General features: G+C 62.2%; 17 protein-coding genes. 4 read left to right on the plus strand and 13 right to left on the minus strand.

All coding sequences use genetic code 11. The annotated features are described in order from the left end of the window. Nucleotides 1-3: 3 nt before the first annotated feature. A complete protein-coding gene (locus ACZ9H4_RS00770; RefSeq protein WP_408138969.1) occupies nucleotides 4-858 on the minus strand; it encodes a MetQ/NlpA family ABC transporter substrate-binding protein in 855 nt (284 codons plus the stop codon). On the opposite strand from ACZ9H4_RS00770, the gene ACZ9H4_RS00775 reads away from it, so the two are divergent. Beyond that, nucleotides 857-1,204 carry a hypothetical protein gene (locus ACZ9H4_RS00775; RefSeq protein ID WP_408138971.1) on the plus strand — a complete coding sequence of 116 codons (348 nt, stop codon included), beginning with the start codon at nucleotides 857-859 and terminating at the stop codon, nucleotides 1,202-1,204. The genes ACZ9H4_RS00770 and ACZ9H4_RS00775 overlap by 2 nt on opposite strands. Before the next feature lie 12 nt (nucleotides 1,205-1,216). On the opposite strand, the gene ACZ9H4_RS00780 is transcribed toward ACZ9H4_RS00775, so the two are convergent. Genes ACZ9H4_RS00780 through ACZ9H4_RS00795 form a run of 4 tightly spaced genes read right to left on the minus strand, consistent with a single transcriptional unit; the run spans nucleotide 1,217 to nucleotide 8,213 of the window. Beyond that, the gene (locus ACZ9H4_RS00780; RefSeq protein ID WP_476118019.1) at nucleotides 1,217-2,860 is read right to left on the minus strand and encodes an efflux transporter outer membrane subunit; all 1,644 of its coding nucleotides are present in this window, start codon (nucleotides 2,858-2,860) and stop codon (nucleotides 1,217-1,219) included. A gap of 13 nt (nucleotides 2,861-2,873) precedes the next feature. Continuing rightward, nucleotides 2,874-6,059 carry an efflux RND transporter permease subunit gene (locus ACZ9H4_RS00785; RefSeq protein ID WP_476118020.1) on the minus strand — a complete coding sequence of 1,062 codons (3,186 nt, stop codon included), beginning with the start codon at nucleotides 6,057-6,059 and terminating at the stop codon, nucleotides 2,874-2,876. A gap of 56 nt (nucleotides 6,060-6,115) precedes the next feature. Beyond that, the gene (locus ACZ9H4_RS00790) at nucleotides 6,116-7,324 is read right to left on the minus strand and encodes an efflux RND transporter periplasmic adaptor subunit (RefSeq protein ID WP_476118021.1); all 1,209 of its coding nucleotides are present in this window, start codon (nucleotides 7,322-7,324) and stop codon (nucleotides 6,116-6,118) included. A 34-nt stretch (nucleotides 7,325-7,358) separates the two neighbouring features. Further along, nucleotides 7,359-8,213, minus strand: coding sequence for an alpha/beta hydrolase (locus ACZ9H4_RS00795; RefSeq protein ID WP_408152016.1), 855 nt, complete (start codon nucleotides 8,211-8,213; stop codon nucleotides 7,359-7,361). A gap of 174 nt (nucleotides 8,214-8,387) precedes the next feature. On the opposite strand from ACZ9H4_RS00795, the gene ACZ9H4_RS00800 reads away from it, so the two are divergent. Together ACZ9H4_RS00800 and ACZ9H4_RS00805 are read left to right on the plus strand one after the other, a co-directional pair. Beyond that, nucleotides 8,388-9,392, plus strand: a complete 1,005-nt coding sequence (locus ACZ9H4_RS00800) for a LysR family transcriptional regulator (protein ID WP_408138981.1) — start codon at nucleotides 8,388-8,390, stop codon at nucleotides 9,390-9,392. A 211-nt stretch (nucleotides 9,393-9,603) separates the two neighbouring features. Next, the gene (locus ACZ9H4_RS00805) at nucleotides 9,604-9,915 is read left to right on the plus strand and encodes a DUF4148 domain-containing protein (RefSeq protein ID WP_408138982.1); all 312 of its coding nucleotides are present in this window, start codon (nucleotides 9,604-9,606) and stop codon (nucleotides 9,913-9,915) included. 263 nt (nucleotides 9,916-10,178) lie between these two features. Here ACZ9H4_RS00805 and ACZ9H4_RS00810 read toward each other — a convergent pair whose 3' ends face one another. Beyond that, the gene (locus ACZ9H4_RS00810; protein WP_476118268.1) at nucleotides 10,179-11,252 is read right to left on the minus strand and encodes a purine-nucleoside phosphorylase; all 1,074 of its coding nucleotides are present in this window, start codon (nucleotides 11,250-11,252) and stop codon (nucleotides 10,179-10,181) included. 265 nt (nucleotides 11,253-11,517) lie between these two features. On the opposite strand from ACZ9H4_RS00810, the gene ACZ9H4_RS00815 reads away from it, so the two are divergent. After that, a complete protein-coding gene (locus ACZ9H4_RS00815) occupies nucleotides 11,518-12,498 on the plus strand; it encodes an aldo/keto reductase (RefSeq protein WP_408152014.1) in 981 nt (326 codons plus the stop codon). Nucleotides 12,499-12,565: 67 nt separating this feature from the next. On the opposite strand, the gene ACZ9H4_RS00820 is transcribed toward ACZ9H4_RS00815, so the two are convergent. From ACZ9H4_RS00820 to ACZ9H4_RS00850, 7 genes are all read right to left on the minus strand, one after another. After that, a complete protein-coding gene (locus ACZ9H4_RS00820) occupies nucleotides 12,566-13,486 on the minus strand; it encodes a cation diffusion facilitator family transporter (RefSeq protein ID WP_476118022.1) in 921 nt (306 codons plus the stop codon). A gap of 159 nt (nucleotides 13,487-13,645) precedes the next feature. Beyond that, entirely contained in the window at nucleotides 13,646-18,487 is a 4,842-nt protein-coding gene (locus ACZ9H4_RS00825) for an NAD-glutamate dehydrogenase (RefSeq protein ID WP_476118023.1), read from the minus strand. Between the two features lie 157 nt (nucleotides 18,488-18,644). Further along, the gene (locus ACZ9H4_RS00830; protein WP_476118024.1) at nucleotides 18,645-19,442 is read right to left on the minus strand and encodes an alpha/beta fold hydrolase; all 798 of its coding nucleotides are present in this window, start codon (nucleotides 19,440-19,442) and stop codon (nucleotides 18,645-18,647) included. After that, nucleotides 19,439-20,482 (minus strand): M14 family zinc carboxypeptidase, encoded by a 1,044-nt coding sequence (locus ACZ9H4_RS00835; RefSeq protein WP_476118025.1) that lies wholly within the window; start codon nucleotides 20,480-20,482, stop codon nucleotides 19,439-19,441. The genes ACZ9H4_RS00830 and ACZ9H4_RS00835 overlap by 4 nt, the downstream gene beginning before the upstream one ends. Nucleotides 20,483-21,331: 849 nt before the next feature. Next, nucleotides 21,332-22,288 (minus strand): hypothetical protein, encoded by a 957-nt coding sequence (locus tag ACZ9H4_RS00840; RefSeq protein ID WP_476118026.1) that lies wholly within the window; start codon nucleotides 22,286-22,288, stop codon nucleotides 21,332-21,334. A gap of 66 nt (nucleotides 22,289-22,354) precedes the next feature. Then, complete coding sequence (locus ACZ9H4_RS00845; RefSeq protein ID WP_476118027.1) at nucleotides 22,355-24,106, minus strand: ShlB/FhaC/HecB family hemolysin secretion/activation protein; 1,752 nt, start codon at nucleotides 24,104-24,106, stop codon at nucleotides 22,355-22,357. 113 nt (nucleotides 24,107-24,219) lie between these two features. Further along, complete coding sequence (locus ACZ9H4_RS00850) at nucleotides 24,220-24,507, minus strand: hypothetical protein (protein WP_408152008.1); 288 nt, start codon at nucleotides 24,505-24,507, stop codon at nucleotides 24,220-24,222. Nucleotides 24,508-24,516 lie beyond the last annotated feature (9 nt).

The raw sequence follows: 24,516 nt of genomic DNA on the forward strand, positions 1-24,516 counted from the left end.
TGCTTACCACGCGACGGCATAGAGGTTGCCGAACGCTTTGTCGAGCGCGGCGCGCACGGCCGGCGAATGCTGGTAGATCGAGATGAACTTGCGGATGCGCGGATCGTTCGCACTTTCCGGACGCACGACCCACTGGATCGCGTAGTTCTTGTTTTCGAGGCCGTCGAACAGCAATGCGCTATTCGGGTCGGTAGTGCCCGCAAGCTTGATGAAGCTCGGGTAGCCCTGCGCGAGATCGACGTCGTCGAGCGAACGCGCGAGTTGCGACGCTTCGAGCTGGACGATTTTCAGGTGCTTCGGATTCTCGACGATGTCGAGCGTCGTCGCGCGATAGTCGATGCCAGGTTTCAGCTTGATGAGGCCGGCGCGTTGCAGTAGCAACAGACCACGCCCACCATTCACCGGATCGTTGGCGATCGCCACCGTCGCGCCGTCCTTCAACTCGTCGAACCGTTTGATCTTCTTCGAATACAGGCCGATCTTCATGATCGTGCCCGGCGCAATTGCGACGAAGTTATAGCCGCCCTGTTTTTTCGCGTTCTCGAGAAAGGGAATGTGCTGAAAGTAGTTGACGTCGATGTCCTTGTTCGCGAGCGCCGCGTTCGGCGTGTTCCAGTCGGTGAACTCAATGAGCTTCACGTCAAGCCCCTGCTCCTTCGCCTCGCGCACGGCGATCTTGAGCGCCTCGATCTGGGGACTCGTGGAGGTGCCGATTTTGAGCGTCGGCGCATCGGCGGCAAACGCTAGTGAGGCTGGCAGTGCGAGCGCGGAAGCGAATGTCAATGCACCGGTCAGCGTGAGAATCGACGTGTGGGAAGCGCGTAAAAAGCGCCGCACGGTGGACAGGAAAATGCTCATGATGAACTCGCAGAATTGGGCGTGGTGTTATCTCGGGACGAGCCGATCCAACGGCCTGCGCAGAGGCGCGCTCAGACAGGCCGGCAAACATCGGGCAGCGGAAAGGTGCAACGTATGGCTTGAGCGCCGTGTGGCGGCGGTCAAACGCGCGGGGCGATCAGCGCGGACAGCGGAAGGTCGGACAGGTCATCGCCTCTCTCCTGATGAGGTGCGAATCATCATAGAGGGCAGCCATCCGGCGGTCTACGAACGGATTTTCGAAAGGAAATCGATAAAAACGATTTGGATGAAAAAACGCCGGGTCGCGCTGTTGCGCGACCCGGCGTTTGTTACGTTGCGGTGCTGAAGAGTCAATCAGTTAGCGCTTTGCCACCTGTTGCGGCAAGGCTGAGGTCGAAGCCGATGCCAAAGGCGACGCCGCATCAGAACCCGCAGCCGGCGCAACCGCCCCAACCGCCCCAACCGCTGTATCCTGCGCAGTCACCTCCCCCCAACCACCGCCCAGCGCGCGAATCAGATTCACCGTCGCTACCGCCTGCGTGCCCGACAGATGGCTCGCCTGCAACTGCGAAATCAGCACCTGCCGCTCACCGTCGATCACATCCAGATAACTGACCGCGCCCTCCGTGTACTGTGTACGCGACAGATGCGCCGCCCGCTGCGAGGCCTGCACCGCGTCGTTCTGCTCACGCATCTGGTCGTCGAGCAAACGCAGATCGGCAAGGTTGTCCTCGACCTCACGGAACGCCACCAGCACCTGCTGACGATACTGCGCGACATCCTCGTCATACTTCGAGCGCGCTTGCGCGAGATTCGCCTTGCGACGGCCACCGTCGAACAGCGGCAGCGTCAATGCGGTACCCGCCAGCGGACCGAGAATGAACGCGCGGCTCGACCACATGAACAGATCGCCGAGCGTCGCCGATTCAAAACCAGCCGCGCCGGTGATATCGAGCTTCGGGAAGAACGCGGACTTCGCGAGACCTACGCGCGCATTCGCCGCCTGCATCGCCCGTTCCGCCGCCGAAATATCCGGTCGCCGTTCAAGCAACGCCGAAGGCAAACCGGCCGGCACGCGCGCCGTCACCGGCGCGAGCGGCGCTTCCGCGAACGAAAAGTCCGCCGGCGGCTTGCCGAGCAAAATCGCAAGGCTGTGCTCGGACGCCGCACGCTGACGCGCGACGCCGACCGCATCGGCACGCGCGCTCGCGAGTTCGTTGCGCGAGCGAGACACATCCAGCTCGCCGATATCGCCTTCCTTGAAACGACGTTCGACCAGCTTCAGCGTGTCCTCACGCAACGCGACGGTACGGCGGTACAGCTCCTGATCCTTATCGAGCTCGCGCAACTGGAAGTAGTTCTGCGCGACATCGGCCTGCAACGACAGTTGCACCGAACGGAACAGCGCTTCGCTCTGCTGCTCGTCCGCACGCGACGCGTTCACGTTCGAGCCGACGCGCCCGAACAGATCCGCTTCGTACGACGCGCCCACCTGCGCGCGCCAGATCGTGCCCGTCGTGCCGCCCGCGCTGTCCGGCTGGAATTGCGAGGCCGCCGATGCACGCTCACGCGTCGGACCGAAGCCCGCATCGATCTTCGGAAACCAGTCCGATTTCGCTGCCCGCGTCACCGCGCGCGCCTGCTGGACACGCGCCGCCGCTGCCTTCAGATCCTGATTCGCGGCAGCCGCCTGCTCTTCGAGCGCATTCAATTGCGGGTCGCCGAAAATCGTCCACCATTCGCCGCGATGCGCGTCGTCGGCGGGCTGAGCCTGCTTCCATGTGCCGACGTCCTGCGCGGAAGGCGCGGACGCAGCGGAAGTTGCCGACGCCGCAGCAGGCGCTTCCTTGAACGCGACCGGCGTATCCACGTCCGGCCGCTTATACGTCGGTTCCACCGAGCAGGCGGCGAGCAGCGCAACCAGCAAACCGCTGACCGCCGCTCGGCCCCACCCGCCCAACGTGTCAAAGCGCGCGTGCGGTCCAGATTCAAAGCGTTTCATTATTGTTTTCTCCTCACGCGTCCGTCACCGGCGCGCCATAGTGCGGCGAATCCTTCTGCGCGACGTGAATCGTCCCGCCTGCCAGCGTACGCAGCACCACATAGAACACAGGGGTCAGCATCAGACCGAACAGCGTGACGCCGAGCATGCCGAAGAACACGGCGATACCCATCGCATGACGCATCTCCGAACCGGCTCCGCTCGACAGCACCAGCGGCACCACACCCATGATGAATGCGATCGACGTCATCAGAATCGGCCGCAGACGCAGGCGGCTTGCCTCGATCGCCGCCGACAGCGGCGTGTGTCCGTCATGTTCGAGTTCGCGAGCAAACTCGACGATCAGAATCGCGTTCTTCGCCGATAACCCCACCAGCACCATCAAACCGATCTGCGTGAAAATGTTGTTGTCCCCTCCGGTGAGCCATACACCGGTCAGCGCGGACAGCACGCTCATCGGCACGATCAGGATCACGGCGAGCGGCAGCGTCAAACTCTCATATAGCGCCGCGAGCACGAGGAACACGAGCAGCACGCTGATCGGGAACACCCACATACCTGCATTGCCAGCAAGAATCTGCTGATACGTGAGGTCGGTCCATTCCAGCTTCACGCCGTGCGGCAGCACTTCGGCCGCCACGCGCTCGGCCGCGGCTTGCGCCTGCCCCGACGAGAAGCCGGGCGCGGGTCCGCCGTTGATGTCGGCCGCCGTGTAGCCGTTGTAACGCACCACCATTTCCGGACCATAGGTCGGCGTCACCGTCACCAGCGACGACAACGGCACCATGTCGCCAGCCGCATTGCGCGTCTTCAGTTGCAGGATGTCGTCGGCGCGTTGACGGAACGGCGCGTCCGCCTGCACCCGCACCTGATACACGCGGCCGAAACGGTTGAAGTCGTTCACGTACAGCGAGCCCAGATAGATCTGCATCGTGTTGAACACGTCCGTGACCGGCACGCCGAGTTGCTTGGCCTTCACGCGATCCAGGTCGACGTTCAGTTGCGGCACGTTGATCTGATAGCTCGAGAAGGTCGGGCCGAGTTCAGGCGCTTGCGCCGCGCGCTTCACGAACGCTTCCGCCGCCTTGTTCAACTCCGCATAACCGACTGCGCCGTGATCCTCCAGTTGCATCTTGAAGCCGCCGAGCGTGCCGAGACCGAGCACCGGCGGCGGCGGAAACACCGCAACGAACGAATCCTTGATCCCGGCGTACTGCTGGTTCAACGCACCGGCAATCGCACCGGCGGAGAGCTTCTTGTTGCCACGCTCCTTGAACGGCTTGAGCGTCACGAACACGATGCCCGCGCTCGAACTATTGGTAAAGCCATTCACCGACAAACCGGGGAAAGCCACCGCGCTTTCCACGCCAGGCTGCTTCAGCGCAATGGCGCTCATATCGCGAATCACTTTCTCCGTGCGATCGAGCGATGCACCGTTCGGCAACTGCGCGAACGCGATCAGATACTCCTTGTCCTGCGCCGGCACGAAACCGCCCGGCACCACGCGCGAGATGAGCACGGTTGCGCCCAGCAGGATCGCGTACACCGCGAGCATCGCACCCTTGCGGCGGAGCACACCCGTCACGCCCCGGCCATACGCTTCCGAACCGCGATGGAAGACCTTGTTGAAACGCTTGAAGAAACCGCCCAGTACACGGTTCATCGCCCGCGTCAGGAAATCTTCCTTCTCGCCATGGCTGCGCAACAGCAGTGCGGACAACGCCGGCGACAGGGTCAGCGAATTGAACGCCGAGATCACCGTCGAGATTGCGATGGTCATCGCGAACTGCTTGTAGAACTGACCCGTGAGACCCGTCATGAAGGCGAGCGGCACGAACACGGCGACCAGCGTCAACGCAATCGCGATGATCGGCCCGCTCACCTCGCGCATCGCCTTGTACGTCGCATCGCGTGCACTCAGCCCATTTTCGATGTTTCGCTCGACGTTCTCCACCACCACGATCGCATCGTCCACCACGATCCCGATGGCGAGCACCATACCGAACAATGACAACGCATTGATCGAGAAGCCGAAGGCGAGCAGCAGCGAAAAAGTCCCGACAATCGACACCGGTACCGCGATCAACGGGATGATCGACGCGCGCCACGTCTGCAGGAACACGATCACGACGATCACCACCAGAGCAATCGCTTCGAGCAGCGTATGCACCACGGCCTCGATACTCGAGCGCACGAACTGTGTCGGGTCGTAGACGATCCGGTATTCGACGCCGGCAGGCATGTCTTCGGCGAGTTCTTTCATCGCCGCACGAACCTGTTCGGAAATCGCGAGCGAGTTCGCACCCGGCGCCTGGTTGATGGCGAGCGCCACCGCCGGCTTGTTGTCGAGCAGCGAACGCAGACCGTATTCCGACGCCGCGAGTTCGACGCGCGCGATATCGCGCAGATAGGTCACGCCGCCATCCGGCGCGGTCTTCACGATGATGTCGCCGAATTCGCCCTCGGTCTTCAAACGGCCGCGCGCATTCACCGACAACTGCAATTGCGTGCCCGGCACCGAAGGCGATGCGCCGATCACACCGGCCGCCACCTGAATGTTCTGCTCACGAATCGCGTTGACCACTTCGGTCGCCGTCAACCCACGTTGCGCGACTTTCTGCGGATCGAGCCACACACGCATCGCGTAGTCGCCCGAACCCCACAACTGCACTTCGCCGACGCCCTGAATCCGCGCGAGCCGATCCTTGACGTTCAGCAGCGCGTAATTGCGCAGATACGTCATGTCGTAGCGGTTGTTCGGCGAGATCAGGTGGACCACCATCGTCAGCGTCGGCGAACTCTTGATGGTCGTCACGCCAAGCCGTTGCACGTCTTCCGGCAGGCGCGGCAGCGCCTGGTTGACGCGGTTCTGCACCAGCTGCGTCGCGAGGTCCGGGTTAGTGCCGAGTTTGAACGTGACCGTGAGCGTCAGATTGCCGTCGCTATTCGCCTGCGACTGCATGTACAGCATGTTCTCGACGCCGTTGATCTGCTCTTCGAGCGGCGAAGCCACCGCCTCGGCGATCACCTTCGGATTCGCGCCCGGATACTGCGCGTGCACCACCACCGACGGCGGCACCACTTCCGGATACTCCGAAATGGGCAGCTTGAAGAGCGAAATGATGCCCCCCAGCAGGATCAATACCGATAGCACCCCGGCAAAGATCGGTCGATCAATGAAGAATTTGGATATGTTCATGGGAAGCTCTTAACGTTGGAGCATGCGCCGCGCTAGCGTGCCGCGGCGCACGGGGCTCACGAATTCTTGTCCGCTTTCGCACGCGTTTGCGCGAGCGGCGCGCTGTTCGGATCCTGGTCGGTCGTCATCGGCACCATGTGCGCGCGGACCGAGTCACCCGGACGCACGCGCTGAATACCATTGACGACGATGCGGTCGCCGCCCTTCAGTCCGTCCTTGACGACCCGCAGATTGCCCTGCAAGCCGCCCACCGCGATTTCGCGGTACACCACGTGACTGCCCTGATCGACCACCAGCACGAACTTCTTGTCCTGATCCGTGCCGACCGCCGCATCGTCGATCAGCAGCGCCGGGTGCGGCGCGCTGCCGCCCACCTTCACGCGTGCGTACAAACCGGGAATCAATGCACCGTCCTGGTTATCGAAACGTGCACGCACCCGGATCGTGCCCGACGACGTGTCGAGCCGGTTGTCGACCGATTCGATCGTGCCGCTGCGCGAGTAGCCGCTTTCATCCGCGAGACCCAGTTCCACCGGCACCTTGCTGCCGTCTTTTGCGCGGCTCAGGTATTGCAGGTAGGTTTGTTCGTCCGCGTCGAACGATGCGTAGATCGGCGATACCGACACCAGCGTGGTCAGCGGCGCCGAACTCGCGCCCGCCGACACCACGTTGCCCACCGTGATTTCCGCGCGCGATACGCGCCCCGCCACCGGCGCCACGATCTTCGTATAGCCGAGGTTGATGCGTGCGGTTTCGAGCGCGGCTTGCGCGGCCTTCAGATTCGCGCTCGCCTCGCGCGCGGCGTTCTGCTTCTCGTCATAGTCGCGCTTGGCGATCGCGTTGTCGGCGATCAGGCGTTGCGCGCGCTCCCAGTCGCTTTGCGTGTAGCCCGTGCGCGCCTGCGCGGCCGCGAGCTGCGCTTCGGCACGATCCACTTCGGCGGCGTACGGGCGCGGATCGATCACGAACAGCGTGTCGCCTTTCTTCACGAGCGCGCCGTCCTTGAAGTTGACCGAGACGATCGTGCCCGGCACCTGCGAACGGACGTCCACTTTTTCGACCGCTTCGAGACGGCCCGAATAGCTCTGCCAGTCGGTGATCGTTTTTTGCACCACGGTGGCGACATCGACTTCCGGCACGATGGTCGGCGCGGCGGGCGAACTCGCATCGACGCGGATCGCGCCGAACGTGCCGAGCCCGGCGACGGCGATGACGACTAGCGCGGCAATCGCCACGCGGCGGCGGGAAAGAGGAAGGATGGTCATGTGAAGCTCCCGGTATCGTTGATTGAAATTCTGTTTATCGATGGGCGCGCGCATCGAAGCGCCACTGAAAAAAGCGCACCGCTTCCTGCAAAGCGGGCGGATGATCGGCCAGCGCGGCGTGCGAAACGCTCGGATAGCGGACCACCTGGGTCAGCACACCCGCGTCGATCAGACTGCTTGCGTACTTCTCCGCTTCCACATGCAGCACGTCGTTCTGCGCGGTCGCGATCAGCGTGGCAGGCAGGCCCGCGAGCCGCGCCGATTCGAGCGGCGCCGCGTACGGGTGCATGCGTTGCGACGCCTGCGGCAGATACGCGCGATAACATGCCGCGCACTCTTTTGCCGTGATGTCGGAGCCCAAACGCTGTTCGTCACCCAGACGCGTGAGGCTTGGATCGAGCATCGGCCCGAACAGCGCCTGCGCGGCAATCTGCACGTCGCCGCGATCGCGCGCGATGAACGCGAGGCAGTTGGCCAACTGTCCGCCCGCGTCGTGGCCCGCTACGCCGACCTTTCTGCTATTGCCGCCGAACGCCCGCGCCCGCGTCTGCACCCACAGCGCCGCGCGGTGGGCGTCTTCTGGCGCGGCCGGAAACGGAAACTGCGGCGCGAGCGAATAACCGACCGACACGACCAGCGCCGGTAAGTGTTCTGCGAAATAACGCGCGGCGAAGTCGGCCTGGTCGATCGAACCCTTCGTAAAGCCGCCGCCGTGGAAATAAAGCAGCACGGGCAATGCGGTTTTCTTCGCCTGCCGGTACAAACGCAGTGTGATGTCCTGTGCGTGTCCCTCAATCTGTACGTCGGTGATGTCGAGTGCCGTGCTGTCTGCGGCTACCGGGCTGTTGGCGGCGGGCGCGAAAGAGTACGGCGGTTTAAATGCATCCATGTCGGGCTGCGCAATGCGCATAGAACTTTCAATGGTGCGAATTGTGGGTTCAGCAGAGTCGTAAATAAATGCCTATAATCCGGCAACACAATTCGGCGCCCCTGAACAATCGAGTGCGATTGCTCTGCGGATTCGATTTCCGCCCGGTGCGCCCGCCCCTTCTGGAGGTTTGCAATGGACCGGCTTCAGGCCATGCAAGTGTTCACGCGAGTCGTCGACACCAACAGCTTTACCCGCGCAGCGGAAACGCTCGACCTGCCGCGCGCATCCGTCACCACGATTATTCAGAACCTCGAAGCGTTCCTCGGCACGCGTCTGATGCATCGGACCACGCGGCGTCTGTCGCTCACGCCGGACGGCGCGGCGTACTACGAACGCTGCGTGCGTATCCTCGCCGACGTCGAAGAGACCGAAGCCAGTTTTCAGAGCGGCAATAAAAAGCCGCACGGCAAGCTGCGCATCGACATGCCGGGTTCGATCGGGCGCCTGCTGGTGATTCCTTCGCTGTGTGAATTCCACACGCGCTATCCGGACATCGACCTGCAACTCGGCCTGTCGGACCGGCCGGTCGATCTGTTGCAGGAAGGCGTGGATTGCGTGGTGCGCGTGGGCGCGCTACAGGATTCCTCGCTGGTGGCGCGGCGTATTGGCCTGTTCGAGGGCGTGACCTGCGCAGCCCCCGACTACATTGCGCGTGCAGGCATGCCGTCTTCGCTCGAAGACCTGGAGAATCACAAAGCAGTTAATTACTTTTCGAGCCGTACGGGGCGCACGATCGATTGGGCCTTCATGGTTGAGGGCAAAGAAGTCGAAGTGAAGATGAAAAGCATCGTGTCGGTGAACGACGCGGACGCCTACGTGACGTGCGGACTCGAAAGTTTCGGCCTGATTCAGCCGGCGCTCTTCATGGTGCTGCCGCATCTGCGCTCGGGTCAGCTGGTGGAAGTGTTGCCGGAGCTGAAGCCCTTGCCGATGCCGATTTCCGCAGTCTATCCGCACAGTCGTCATCTGTCGCCTAAAGTCCGTGTTTTCGTAGACTGGATCGCGGAGCTGTTCGACCGTTGCCCGTTGCTGAGCGGACGCGGCAGTCTCGACGCGACCTGCACGAAACGCACTTTCGAAGAACGCGAGTCCGCGCCGATGCTCGACACGCCGGTGATTACCGAATGGGTCGCGTGATGCACTGAAATTGAAGTACGGAATCTGGAACACTGAATTCCAACCGCGGCTCTAATGCCGCGGTTTTTTTATTCCATCAAGGCTTTAACTCGATTGTTCCGGAATCGCGACAATTCATTTCGCGAAAGTGCGATTTATCCGCACTCGCTCAAAGTCTACATTTCACCCTGCCGCAGCACTCCTCGTGCTGCAAACGAATTAGGAGTGAATCATGAAACGCAATCTTCTCGCAGGCCTCGCTCTTTCTCTGCTTGCAAGCACATCCGTGTTCGCACAAAGCAACGGCGGCGGTGGTATCGGTCGCGCCGGCACTTATGAAACGCCGCCCACGCCGAGCGCGAGCGCGAAAACGCGTGCCGAAGTGAAGGCGGAACTGGTCGCCGCTTATCGTGACGGTTCGCTACCCGCATTGAATCGCACCAGCTATCCGAACAAAGGCTTGATCGGACAGACACAGGCCGCACGTATCGCACTGCAGGAAAGCACGAGCGGCGACGTCACACGCGTCGCCAAGGGTCAGTAAGACAGACAAAGACGCCACAATGATTCGGTTTCCAAAATAAATCATCATTGCGGCGTCATTCATGCACTTTTCAAAAAGGAGCTCATCATGACACCATCCGAACTGGACAACTGGGATACCGACACGCCAGTGTGGACGCCGTATCGCGCGCCACAACATTGAGCGTGACCGGCCGTTTGAAGTTTGCGGTAAGCGTTGTACGTGTGCCCGCGGTATTGCTCCGCGGGCACATTGCCATCCGGATCTATCGAAGTGATTGGCCGTTATCGTTTCGGCACACCTTCGCGCCACTCGCCCCAATGCGTGACGATGTCCTGCACCAGCGGATTGCCTGAGCGGAACAGGTTCTCGATAGCGATCGTAAAGCCGCCTTGCGCCGCATAGTTGAGCAGGTTATCCGCGCTCGTCTGGCCATCGTAGGGGCGGTCGAAATCGGAACCCGCGCGCAATACCGCGACGCGATTCAGATCGACCTTATGCACCGAGGCCGCACGCTTGAGCGCTTCGTAGGTGGCATTGTCCTCCTGCTGCGTCGTGCAGTAGACGCCTTTGCCATCGGTCAGAATCTTCGTCCAGTCGCGGGCGCGCTGGCCGAGCTGCGTGCCGGACCACCACGTATCGCCAGCCAGCGTATCGCATTGAATGACCGACGGCGGGCGATTGGCCGGCGCATAGGAATATTTCGCGCGAGCGGCCTGAGCCTGCGCGTTATCGGACAACACGACGCTGCGCGACAACGAAAATGCCGTATCGGCGAGTTGGGTGTTCAACTGGAATACTTCGGTGCGATAGTCGAGCGGCGGCTTGTCCGAAGGGCTCGTCGTGTTGATTCCCAGATAACCCGTGTTCCAGCCAGGCGGAATCTCGCGTGCGTCGATCTCCCACTGAATGCCGAAGTCGACCAGATACTTCGCCCAAGCGGCCGAGCCCACCGTGCCCTGCTGCGGATCGATCCCGGCAATGCCGGCGACCATGAAGTACGTGTGCCGCAAATCGAAACGCGGCGAGAAGCTCAGCGCCATGATCGACGCCGCCGCGTTGGTGTGCCCCATGCCGGTGGTCATCACGCAGATATCCTGCTTGTTGCAATGAACCGCCGGGTAATCGGGTGACAAGCCATCCACCGTGATATCGCGCCATGGCCCGAGCCGATCGAGCCATACCTGACCTTCGGGGCCGAACATCGAAATGATCATCACCTTGACGGGCTGCCCATGTGAGCCGCCGTTGCCGTGAGAGGCAGCGTCGTTGTCGTCCGCGCTGGCCGGTCCGGACGAAAAGGCGGCGCAAGCCGCAAGTGCAACGGCGCAGAACGCGCGGAGTGAGCGAGTCAGCATCATGTTCTTCCTTTTATGCTTGTGATGCAGGTTGGGAGAGAGTGCTGCTTTCAAGCCGAAAGAAGTATAGGTGCGAAGAAATTATTTGCCACTACGTGATGAACGATGCCCTGTACGGAAAATGTAAACAGCGGACACGGCACGGTGCCCGGGCTCACGACGTTGTTCACGCCATTTCCCTATAATCGGAATCCGCAGCCCGCCTCCGAAGGAAAACTCCCGGAGAGCGCACCGCCTTTGTGCAGTTCACAACAGGAGCACCACGATGGACTATGTGAAACTCGGCCGCACCGGCCTCGATGTATCGCGTCTTTGTCTCGGTTGCATGAGCTATGGTGTGCCTTCGCGCGGCACCCATCCCTGGTCGCTCGACGACGAAGCCGCACGGCCTTTCATCAAGCAGGCGCTCGATCACGGCATCAATTTCTTCGACACTGCAAATGTCTACTCGGACGGCACCAGTGAAGAAATCGTCGGCCGCGCGCTGAAGGACTTTGCGAAGCGCGACGAGATCGTGCTCGCCACCAAGGTGAATAGCCGCATGCACAAAGGCCCGAATGGCGCGGGCCTCTCGCGCAAGGCGATCATGGCGGAAATCGATCACAGCCTGCGGCGTCTCGGGACCGATTACGTCGACCTGTACCAGATCCATCGCTGGGACTACGACACGCCGATCGAAGAAACCATGGAAGCGCTGCACGACGTCGTGAAAGCCGGCAAGGCGCGCTATATCGGCGCGTCGTCGATGTACGCGTGGCAATTCGCCAAGGCGCTGCACGTCGCCGAGCGCAACGGCTGGACCCGTTTCGTGACGATGCAGAATTACGTGAATCTGCTGTACCGCGAGGAAGAGCGCGAAATGCTGCCGCTGTGCGAAAGCGAAGGCGTCGGCGTGATTCCGTGGAGCCCGCTCGCACGCGGACGTCTGACGCGTGATTGGAACACCGAGAGCGCGCGCTCCGAGACCGATGAGTTCGGCCGCACGCTGTACGCGCACACGGAAGACGCGGATCGGCGCATTGTCGAGCGGGTCAGCCAGATCGCGAAGGAACGCGGTGTGCCGCGCGCGCAAGTGGCACTAGCGTGGGTGTTGCAGAAGAAGCCGATTACCGCGCCGATTGTCGGCGCGACCAAGCTGCATCACCTGGACGATGCGGTTGCCGCGCTTTCGTTGAATCTCAGCGCGCAAGAGATTCAGCAGCTTGAAGAACTCTATGTTCCGCACGCGGTGACCGGCTTCAAATAAGCCGCGCCGGTTCAAGTTCAAGCACGCAAGCCGGCAGGAAACCACCATGGAATCCGCCGGCTTCTTTTCATGCAGAAGCCGCCTCGCTGCGCGCCACTTCCGGTTCGAAGAACACCCAGCGCACCTGCGGAAACGTCGCCTGCAAATCCTCCTCGATCACATTGATCGCATCGACCATCGCGCGCCCGCTCGCGTAATCGATCATTTCCGCCTGCACCGCCACCACCACGTGACGTCCCCATTGCAGCGTAATCATATTGACGATGCCGCGAATCTCGGCGCGCGCGCGCAGATGCGCTTCGATCGCGCCGCGCACTTCCGGGCTCGCCGATTCGCCGACGATCATCGACTTCACTTCGCGCGCCACCAGCCACGCGATCACCATCAGCAGCAAGCCAACGCCGATGGAGCCCAACGCGTCCCAGACGGGATTGCCCGTCACCATCGTGAGCAGCACGGCAACGAACGCGATCGCGAGACCGGCCAGAGCGGCGATATCCTCGCCCGCGACGACCAGCAGTTCGGATTCGCGCGTCTCACGAAACCAGCGCCACATGCCCTTGTCCGGATGCTTCCTGCGGATCTCCTTGACCGCTCCCCACAACGACAGCGCCTCGAGCACCACCGACACCCCGAGCACCGCCAACGCGACATACGCGAACTGCAACGGCTCACGCGTGAACAGTCGATGCACGCCCTCGTACACGGAAAACGCACCGCCAACAAAGAACAGCAGCAACGCGACGAGCAGCGAATAGAAGTTGATTTCGCGTCCGCGGCCCATCGGATGCAACGGGCTCGCGGGTCTGCGCGCCTGGCGCAGCCCGAACAGCAGCAACAGTTGATTGCCGCAATCGGCGGTCGAGTGAATGGCTTCGGCGAACATCGAACCGGAGCCCGTGAACGACGCCGCGGCGAACTTGCAGATGGCGATGCCGAGGTTGGCGGCGAGCGCGTAGAAAATGGCTTTCGGCGATTCTTCTTTCATCGTCGGGATGGGGGCCGTGAGTTTGCAGAGTGCTTTCGGTTAGCAAGAATCCGTATTATGGACACGCCGGGCGGCATGCGTCCAACCCCGGCGTTGTTTGCACCACACTCCTGCTGATACTCGACGGTGTCCCCGCCGCCTGCGCGCCGCCGCGGCCCGCTAGGCCCGCTCCAGCGCCGCCATTTCCCGCACGATCACCAGCAGCATCGACAGACTCGCCCCGCCCGTGGCGCGCAGATCGGTCAGCAGGCGCGTGTAGCGTTCGAGTTGAGCGGCGCGCTTGTCACGCCATGCGTGCACCAGCGCATCCGGCGTCGACGCGTCGTCCGCGCCGGCCAGCGCGCTCGTGGTCAGCGCGCGTTTGAGCCGTGCTAGTTCGGCCAGCGCGGTCGCGCGCGCCAGCATGTCCCAGTGCGAAGGCGCCGGCAAGGCGGCCGCACGCTCGCTGATCCAACCGTAGTTCAGCAGCGTGCCGAGTTCGAAGTACACCCCCGCCACCAGTTCGAGACTGCGTCCGCAGGTCGACGCCACCTCGGCGATGTCGAGCAACGCCGCCGAGATTTCGCCGCTCGCGATCCGCACCGCCAGTTCGCTGTCCACGCCCGCATCGGCCAGCACGCGCTGGCGTTCAGACAGCGCTTCGAGATCGGCGGCCGGCAACAGCACCGGCCATTGCGGCGCGAGCCGCTGCGCCGCGTCGCGGCAACGTGCGAGCAGGCCGGCTACATCATCGTTGCCGACCGCGCCGGAGTGCAGATGCCGCAAAAACCACAGCGCCGAACGCTCGACGAGCCGCGCGACTTCGACGAACATGCGCGCCTGCACGTCGTCGGCGACGCGATTGTCGAGCGCGTCGATGCTGCGCCATACGTCGTCGAGATCGAACACGTCGCGCGCCATGATGCACGCGCGCACGATGTCGCCCGGCCGTGCATCGGTCTCTTCCATCAGCCGATGCACGAACTCGCAGCCGACCCGGTTCACCAATGCGTTGGTCAAATGCGTCGCGAGGATTTCGCGGCGCAACGGGTGACGCTGCATCGGCACACTGAAGCGCTGCCGCAGTGGTTTCGGGAAGTATTCGACCAGCATGTCGCTGACGAGCGGATCTTCGGGCATCGACGAGTCGAGCAGCGCGTCGTACAGCCACATCTTGCTGTACGCGAGCAACACCGCGCGCTCGGGCGTCGTGAGCCCCTGTTTCGCGGCGGCCCGTTCGGCGACTTCGTCATCGGTCGGCAGGAATTCGATCACGCGGTTCAGCCGCCCCGCGCGTTCGAGGTAGCGCATCAGCCGCGCTTCGGCATCGAGCAGTTCGACACCGTAGCGCCCCGCGATCGACAACGCCTGGGTCTGATAGTAGTTGTCCTGCAAGACGAGCAGGCCGACTTCGTCGGTCATTTCGGCGAGCAGCGCATTGCGCTGTTTCCCGGTCATCTCGCCATCGGCTACCACGAGGCCCAGCAGAATCTTGATGTTGACCTCGTGATCCGAGCAGTCGACACCCGCGGAATTATCGATTGCATCGGTATTGAGGCGGCCGCCGCGCTGCGCGAATTCGATGCGCCCGAGTTGCGTCAGACCGAGATTGCCGCCTTCGGCCACCACCTTGCAGTGCAGATCGGCGCCGTTCACGCGGATCGCGTCGTTCGCGCGGTCGCCTACCTGCAGATGCGTTTCGCGACTCGCCTTCACATAGGTACCGATGCCGCCGTTATAAAGCAGATCGACCGGCGCCTGCAAAATCGCGCGCATCAGTTCGGCGGGCGCAAGCGCCGGCGCGCTGATGCCGAGCACCGACTGCACCGCCGGCGACAGCGGAATCGTCTTGGCGCTGCGCGCAAACACGCCGCCGCCCGAGGAGATCAGCGACGGATCGTAGTCGGCCCAGCTCGAACGGTCGAGCATGAAGAGCCGCCCGCGTTCGGCGAGGCTCGCGGCCGGATCGGGATTCGGATCGAGAAAGATATGCCGGTGATCGAACGCGGCCACCAGTTTGATATGCGGCGACAACAGCATGCCGTTGCCGAACACGTCGCCCGACATGTCGCCGACACCGACTACCGTGAAGTCCATCGTCTGCGTATCCACGCCCATTTCACGGAAGTGCCGTTTGACCGACTCCCATGCGCCGCGCGCGGTGATCGCCATTTTCTTGTGGTCGTAGCCAACGGAGCCGCCCGACGCAAACGCGTCGTCGAGCCAGAAGCCGTACTCCTGCGAGATCGCGTTCGCGTAGTCGGAGAACGTGGCTGTGCCCTTGTCGGCGGCGACGACCAGATAGGGATCGTCGGGATCGTGGCGCACCACGTCGGGTGGTGGCACCACGTCCGTGCCCGCGAGGTTGTCGGTCAGATCGAGCAGGCCGCGCAAAAAAGTCTGATAGCACGCGACCCCTTCGCGCATCCACGCATCGCGCTCGCTCTGCGGCGGCGGATTCTTCACGACAAAACCGCCCTTCGAGCCGACCGGCACGATCACCACGTTCTTCACCATCTGCGCCTTCATCAGACCGAGCACTTCCGTGCGGAAGTCCTCACGCCGATCCGACCAGCGCAAGCCGCCGCGCGCCACGCGGCCACCGCGCAGATGCACGCCTTCCACTCGCGGCGAATACACCCAGATCTCGAACATCGGTTTCGGCTCGGGCAAGCCGGGCACCTGCGCGGGATCGAATTTGAAGGACAGGTACGGTTTGGGGCGTCCATCGGTGTCGAAGCGATAGTAGTTCGTGCGCTTGGTCGCCCTGATCACGCCAAGAAACTGGCGCAGTATGCGGTCCTCGTCGAGATTCGGCACCTGATCGAGCGCGCTGTCGATCGTGCGCAGCCAGCCGTCGACGCGCGCCTCGCGCGTGTCGCCAAGCACCGGGTCGAAACGCGCGATGAACAGTTCGACCAGCATTCGCGCAATGGCCGGATTGCCGGTCACCGCGCGCTCGATATACGCGTCGCTGAACGTCGAGCCGACCTGGCGCAGGTACTTCGCATACGCGCGCAGAATCGTCACCTCACGCGCATTCAGCTGTGCGCGCAGCACGAGACGATTGAAGTCGTCGCTTTCGATCGCGCCGGTCCATACCTGCTCGAAGGCCTCTTCGAACAGATCCTTCACGCGTTCGATATCGAACTCCGCGTCGTCAGCGAGTTCGAGACCGAAGTCGTGAATCCACGCGGGCGTGGCGCCCACCGCCTCGATCAGATAGGGCCGCTCTTCATCCACCCGCACGCCCAGATGTTCGAGCATTGGCAAGCTGCGCGACAAAGCGATCGGCTGCCCCGCGCGATACACCTTGAAGCGGAATGCGCGAGGGCTTGCTTCGATCGGGCGATACAGGTTCATCGCGAGCCGCTCGCTGCCCTGCACGCGTTCGATCAGTTCGATGTCGCGCACCGCCGTGCGCGCCGGGTAATCATCGCGATAGCCGGCCGGAAACGAATCCGCATAGTGTTGCAGCAGACGGTTGCCCTGCTCTTCGCCGTACGCGTCGAGCAACGCATCCGCGAGATCGTCCTGCCAGCGGCGCGCGACCTGCACGAGCCGCGCCTCCAGTTCTCGCGTATCGACATGGGGCATGCCGCCCGGTTTCGCATGCACGACGAAGTGAATCCGCGCGAGTGTCGACTCCGACAGCAGCGGCGTGAATTCGACGCTCTCGCCATTGAACGCGGCGGCCAGCAGATTCGCGATGCGTTGCCGCAGGTCTGTGTTGTACTTGTCGCGCGGCACGAACACGAGACACGACACGAAGCGATCGAAGCGGTCGCGCCGCACGAACAGGCGCGTGCGCTGATGCTCCTGCAAACGCAGCACGCCGAGCGCGATCTCGTAGAGCTGGTCTTCGTCGGCCTGAAACAGTTCGTCGCGCGGATAGGTTTCGAGCACCGTCACCAGCGATTTCGCCAGATGACCTTTTGGCAGAAAACCGGCGCGTCTCACGATATTCGCGCATTTGCGCCGCACGATCGGAATCTCGGCAGCCGATACGAAATAAGCGGTGGACGTGTAAAGGCCAATGAAGCGCCGCTCGCCGGTCACCTTGCCGTCCGCTCCGGTCAGCTTGACGCCCACGTAGTCGAGATAGCCGGGCCGGTGCACGGTGGCCCGCGAATTGGCCTTGGTCAGAAAGATCGGCAACGAACTGGCGATGATCTCGGCCGCGGCCGGCGGCAATGCGGTGACTTCGGCGGCGCCGGCGGGCCGCATCGCGTCGCGCAGAATGCCGAGACCGGAGCCCGGCACCGCGCGCAGGCCGTAGCCGTTGTCGACCTGCACCAGTTCATAGTCGCGCTGGCCGAGGAAGGTGAAATGATCCGCGATCATCCATTCGAGAAACGCGCGTGCTTCGACACCTTCGGGTCCCGCCTCGCCTGCCTTCATGCCCTTGACCGTCACGCGCGCGAGTTCGACGATTTTCGGCCAGTCCTCGACCGCCGCGCGCACGTCGCGCAGCACGCCGGCGATCTCGTCGCGCAGCGCGTCGAGTTTCGCGGCATCGCCGCAACGGTCCACTTCGAAGTGAATGAACGAGGTCAGATGCGAGCGCGTATCGGTGGCTTCTTCCGCGCCCTGGCTGACTCGCGCGATGCCGCCGTCGGCGCCGCGCCAGATGCGAAACACCGGATGCACGACCGAATGCAGCGCGAGCCCCTGCCGGTTGACTGCCATCGACACGGAATCGACGAGGAACGGCATGTCGTCGTTGACGATCTCGATCACGGTGTGATCCGAGTGCCAGCCGTGCTGTTCGAGAATCGGGTTATAGACACGCAGCCGTTCGGCGCCTGGCACGAAGCGCTGCGCGGTTTGCCAGTGCGCGAGCGCCGCACCGTACAGATCGGCGATCGAGCGGCTTTGCAGATCGTCGGCGTCGACGAAATCGTAGTAGTGCCGCAGAAAGGGCTCGACGATGGTGAAGGTCGGCTCGGGCAGCCGCCCACGCGCAAATTCGACGACATCGTTCAGCAGGTGCGTAACGGCTTCTTCGTTCTTTGCTTGCATGATCGACTCCCCCGGCTAGCGGCTATGGCGAGTAAGGCGTGATTCACATGCATCGTCCGAAGGGGAATTATGCGCCTGCCGCCTCGAATCCGGCGACGACCGCAGTTAGGTAATACCCGCTGACCGTGACGGATGCTGCAGTTGCACAGCCGGCTGCTTAAAGCACGGGTTTCGGTACGGCCTGCGTGGGCGCGGGTCCGGGCGGTTGCGCCGCGTCGAGCCATGCGCGCACCTGTTCGGCTGTCCAGGCGGGATCGTCGTGAGGCAGGTCGTGACCGGCCCACGGATGCTCGCGCCGCGGCACACGCCACGCCGCCGCGAGCTTTGCTGAGCATGCCGGATCGACCAGTTTGTCCGCCCGCGAAGACAGAATCAGCACTGGGCAATGCGGTGCGGCAGCGGCTGCAGTAAAGCGCACGGCGGCCCACAGCTGTCGGAGCGCATTGCCGCGGCTCACCGGCGCGCTGCGGCGAATCGCGCTCCACGTGTCAAGGTCCGCGTCCAGATCGTCGACGCGATTGCACGTCAGCCGATGAATGCCGCGCTCGACGCGCGGCGCGTCGCTCCAGTGTGAGGCCACACCCAGCACGCCGGGCCATGCCGACGGCCGCAGCCGCTCGTGCACGCGGCTGAACGGCCGCATGCTGGTATTGATCAGCACGAGCCGTTCGATCTCCTCAGGATGCCGCTGCGCCCAGTCCGTTGCCACCATGCCGCCGAGCGACATCGCAAGCACGCGATACGGACCGGGCACGCCGGTTTGCCAAGCAGCATGGCGCACGAAGCCGACCATCTGCGCGACCGTGGCTGGCGAGCGCAGGTGCGCGAATGCGCCGTTGCCGGGCAGATCGATCGGCAGCAGGCCACCGTCGACCGCATCGCGCAGCGCATCGGGCAAGCGGCCCCAGTGGCGCGTTTCGCGCGTCAGGCCGCGCAGCAGAATCCACGCGCTCATACGGCGTCCGATTTATACCAGTGGTCGAGTGCGCTTTGCAGCAGTTGCTCGCGGCGGTTGCCTTGCGGCAGCCAGCGCTGCGACGAAAACGCCGCGCGCGCCAGAAAGTCGAGCAGGTTCGCATGACGGCGCAACACGCGCGCGGTGCGATGCGCCTTGACCGGGTTGAACATGCCCTGACGCGAAAACAGCTGGCGCGGGTTTTTCTTGATCCAGAGCCATGAACCGAGTTCGAGGGTCATCGGCAGGAAGATGTTGGGCGCGGGCGCGCGGTCGTACGCGAAGTCCCATAGATCGCCATGCAACAGGTATTGATGGCTCTGCGGTTCGAACGCATAGCCGTGATGCGGATGCGCACGCTCGAACATCGTTTTCAACACGTACATCTCCGGCAAGTGCGGCATCGACTTGCGGGTTCGCGCGTACGGAAACCAGATGCTGTCGCTCCAGCCGTAACCCGAGTGGCAATCGAGCGCGATGCTCAAAGGCCGCGCGGCCAGTTGCGTTTCGACGACATGCAGCAACGCGGCGGCTTCCGGCTCCATCGGCTCGCCGTCGCGGCCGCGATACCACGGCAGCCATGCGCCCAGCCGTTGCCCCCCAGCGAGCAGCGGCACGCGTGCGTCGGCGTTCTGTGGCGCATTGCGCATCAGGTCGACGCCGTTCGGATTTGCGCGGGTGGCGGACCACATGCCGCCGGGGTTGACGAGAGGTACGCAATAAATACGTATCTTTTCGAGCTGCTGCATGAGCAGGTCGTCCCACTCCAGTCGAGAAATGAGCGAGCGCATATATTCCAGCACGAGCCGTGTGCCGATACGCTCAAGCCCGTGAATTCCGCCGAAAAACCCGACGGCTGGTGCTTGCGGGTCATTGCTTCCGACGCTAGCGACGAAGAGTTCAAACTTGCGATTGCGGACCTCCACGGTAGCGACGCTACGCGTGTCGAACCACCGCGAGCCTTCGTCGAGCAGCGCCTTCAGGTCGTCGTATTCGGCGAAGCTGTCGGGTATCAAACTCAGCGCTTTGGCTTTGGTCATAATTCACTCGAAGGGCCGTTTTGGGTCACTCTGATGCTGCCCGCCAATATAGCCGCTTCGTACGACGCCTCATCGCGAGTCAAATATAGGGCAAACCCTCAGGGAATATTTTCCGACTGAGAAACGTCTATACGGGCACGATTCCTGATCCTGCACGACCGAGGGCCCGCGTGCCCGAATCCGCCGAGGTGCATATGGACTGCTAGACGAGCCCAGATTGCACGCGCCCAGTCCGCTTGCCCGCCTGAGAGAACGCCCGCCAATTGTGCGGGCGTTCTCTTTGGGAGAGGCAAATGTGTTTCAGCAGGAACGTGAATCCCATTCTGTCACTTTGCCAGTGGAACCGGCTTGCATCGCTGGAAGCCATGACGCTCAATACGCCCGTCACGAACGGCGGCGCGTGCGCGCACTGTTATGGGCGCTGGAAGTGCGAAAGGTGCGCGTGTCAGTACTTGCCGCGCCGCTCTCGCGCATCTTTGGTATCCGTTTGACTGATCTGCTGCATCGTGATCTGTCAGCCTGTGCGCTTGACGGACGATTTGCGCGAGCGGTATGGCTTCGATGTCCAGGAGGTGATCGCCCGCCCGACAGACGGACTCACGGAAGGGTGAACCAGCGCGAATAGAAAGACGCCCGCTTGGAGCGGGCGTAAGAAGGGAAGGCTACGCAGGGACATCGCCTTCCTGGAAAGACCAAAGATCACTTTTCAATACTGGCGGGTCAGTTGGAAAAACTTCGCCGAGACCCGAGCAGTGAGAAAAAGCCGACGGTTTGTTAGTTGACGTGCCCGTAAAGAGATCATCGCCGAGTGCGCCTACCGTTGCAGGCGCGCCGCATTTCTGACGCCCCTTACTGTCGCAACCCGGCCTTCTGCTGTTCCTGAGCTATAAAGTCAGCCGCGATGCGGTTGTATGCCGCCGGCACGGTGTCGTGTTCGTCACCCGCATTCAGCAGGTCGCCGATGAAAACCGCCCCGTTATATTCGATGTAGGTGACGCTATTGGAAGCAGGCTTGAGGTAGCGATATCCGCCGAGAGACTGGATCGTGCCACCAGTAGTGGACTGAACCTGTTCGAGGGAATTCCATCCCGTCTTCGCGGTGGAAAGATTGAGCCAGAGATGCGTTGTTAATACCTTGTAGGGCAACCGGTACATCTGTGCGCCTTGTGGCATGGGGGTGGTGTCTTGCCCAAGGAGGACGGACAGGCCATTTGTCGACGGTCCTTCGTCCTTGTCGATTGCCTGGGACACGGGCAGGCCGGACACATCCTGTGGCGTGACTGTAACTTCATACAGCGCCGAGGACATGCCATTCATGCCGAGCTGATAGCCCTGTGGCAGTATCTGGAAGATTTTCGAACTACTGCCGATATCGATGTACGGGGTGCTGCTCGACGTGACTGCACCCTCAGCGCTGATGTACGCCTGATCGTCGTGTTCCTGTGTATAGGGGCCAAGGATGACGCTGCCAACCTCGGCAAAGTTCGCGTCACTGTCCGAGTTGACGTAGAACTGGGTGCGGCCGGTTGCGGTGGGCGTGCTCTTCGATGAGTCTAAGTTCGCACCGAACTGGAAGAATCCCGTGCCGCTATCCTTGAGGAAGACGCTATCGAAGAAGGTTGCAGCGGTGCTCGACGGGCCGGTCGAGTTTGATGCGTTACTGCCGGATGGCGAGTTGGACGTGATCGGGGAACTGTCGCTATTGCTACTACCACCGCAAGCAGCAAGCATTACTGCCGTTGCGACGGCGAGAGTCGCCGTGCAGGTCTGAATCCGGTTCGTTATCCTGATTTTGTTGGTTTGCATTGTTTCCTCTCTGTGGCCCCCCAGACGCACCGCGTGCCCAGCGTTTGAAAGTGATACGGTTCGACGTTAGAACTGCACCGTCGCCTGGAAACCGAGCGTCACGCGTGCGGTCGGAAAGCCAGCGGGTTCGTAAATGGGCGTTCCGGCGAACAGGTCGTACGAAAGCCCCCCAAATCGCGACGGCACGCCACCACGCAAACCGATCACTGCACCCGCGAGTTGCGTACCGACGAGATACGCGGCGCTCGGGCCGAACACATGGCCGTAGTCGATGCCTGCATAGAGCGACTGGCCGGTCGAGCCGATTGGCAACTGCAATTCATTGCGCCAGAAAAAACCGCGCTCTGCCGCCAGCATCGTTTCGCCGTCGAAACCGCGCACCGTGTAGCGGCTGCCTATCGTCAGGTCATCGATGTAGTTGAGCGTGTTGTTGGTGAACTGGCCATGAACACTCGTCACGTAGCGCAATGGCTGGGTTGCGATCTGGAACGGCACCGACAGGTTCGCGTCGAGCACGGCCATATGGAAGCGGTACGTAGGGCCATTCTCGTAGTAGTCCGGTGTCGCGCCGAGTCCGCCGATGCCCTGGCGGTATGCGAGACTGCCGTCTAACTGCGCGTGGCCAAAGTAATGGCGATCGGTCAGACCCGCTTCGATGAGGGTGTTGTTGCGGTGCTGCTGCGGGATATCCGTATCCTCGATGAAGCTTTCGCCAAAGCGCTTCGTCAGCCGGAACTGCGCGCCGAGTATGTTGTTCTGGTTGCGCATGAGAACGCGCTGAAGTTTGAAGTCCACCGTCTGGGAATTGCCGCTAGACACGAAAGTCGTGTTCGCGCCCGCGATCTGCTGATAGTACGTGTTCGTATAAGCCGAGAGCGTACCGGTCCAGTAGCCCCACGGAACCGAATACGAGCCGTTCCAGCCATGCGAGCCGAGACCCTTGTCGCCGAATTCAAGGTCCTGACTCACACCCACATTGAAGATGTCGTTCAGCCCGAGCGGGTTGTCGATGCCAAGGCTCAGGTTGCCTTGCAGCTTGCCGGTAGCGCGCGTGCCGGAGTTGTCCACCGACGCGACTACGGTCCAAGGCTTCGTGCGCTTCAAATCGAGTACCACGTCGCTTTCGCCGGGGATGTCGGTCGGGACGATCTGCATCGAAACGTCCTGACTGCTCAGGCGCTTCATCTGTTCAAGTCCCTGTTCGAGGTCGCGCAGGTTCAGCACGTTGCCATCGCGGGTCGGGAATGCGGACTTCCACGAGCCGCGCGTGGCAGGGTCGGCAAAGCGAAACTTGCCGATCACACCCGGCACCAGCGCGACCTTGAGCGTCCCGGTTGACAGGTCCTGTTCGGGCAGCAGTACGCGCGTGGTGATGTAGCCACGGCTCAGGATGGTTTTCTGCAACCCCTTTGTGAGCGTATCGAGTCCCGACTTGCCGACGCACTGCCCCTTGTAGTGGTCGAGCCATTCGCGCGCGAAAGCAAAGCGGTCCAGGGGTGGCGCTGACGCGCCCTGCGCGCGTGCCGCCTCTGGCAACGTCGCAGGCACGTCGAGCGCGAACGAGTCGATGCGAAAGCATGGCGTTTCGACCGGCAGTTCAGGCCAGTCGGAGGCGCGCTCAACTGTTGAACGCACGGAAGGCGCATTCACCGCCGCGGCGCGCTGCTGTGCGTCGCGCTGTTCCTGCACCTGCTGGTTCTGCTCGGCATTGGCACGGGCCGCTGCTGCGGTGTCGGCTGGGGTCGGGGCCTGCTGCGCGTAGGCGAATGATGCCAAGGCGGTGAGCGGCAAAGCCGCTAGCTTTTTTTTAATTGTCATTGATCTTGTGTTACAAGATTGACTGCGGCAGACCGCCGCCGGCTTTGATTGCCGATGGCAGCCTCAACGTATCAATCCAAAATTCTTAGGGCGGCAAGGGTTGTTCGTAGTTATCAACCGTCCTTGTTCTTGTGACTATTCAGCGAAGCAAAAAATACGGCGACAACCGCCAAACACCCCAGCCCTACCGGCACAAGGATTCCCACCAGTGTTGGTACGTTTGCGATGAAATCGGCAACCGCGATCCGCCATCCTGATTTGATCGCAATTCCAATGAATACACAAAAGTAGAAGGAAATAATTGTGCCTAAGAAGATATAGCGATACTTATATCGAGATAGACGGTGTGCCACTAATGGCCCCAAAAAGCCGCTAAAAACTGCCCGGATCAAATCGTCCATAATTGATGC

The organism is Paraburkholderia sp. TE9906 (assembly GCF_056279605.1).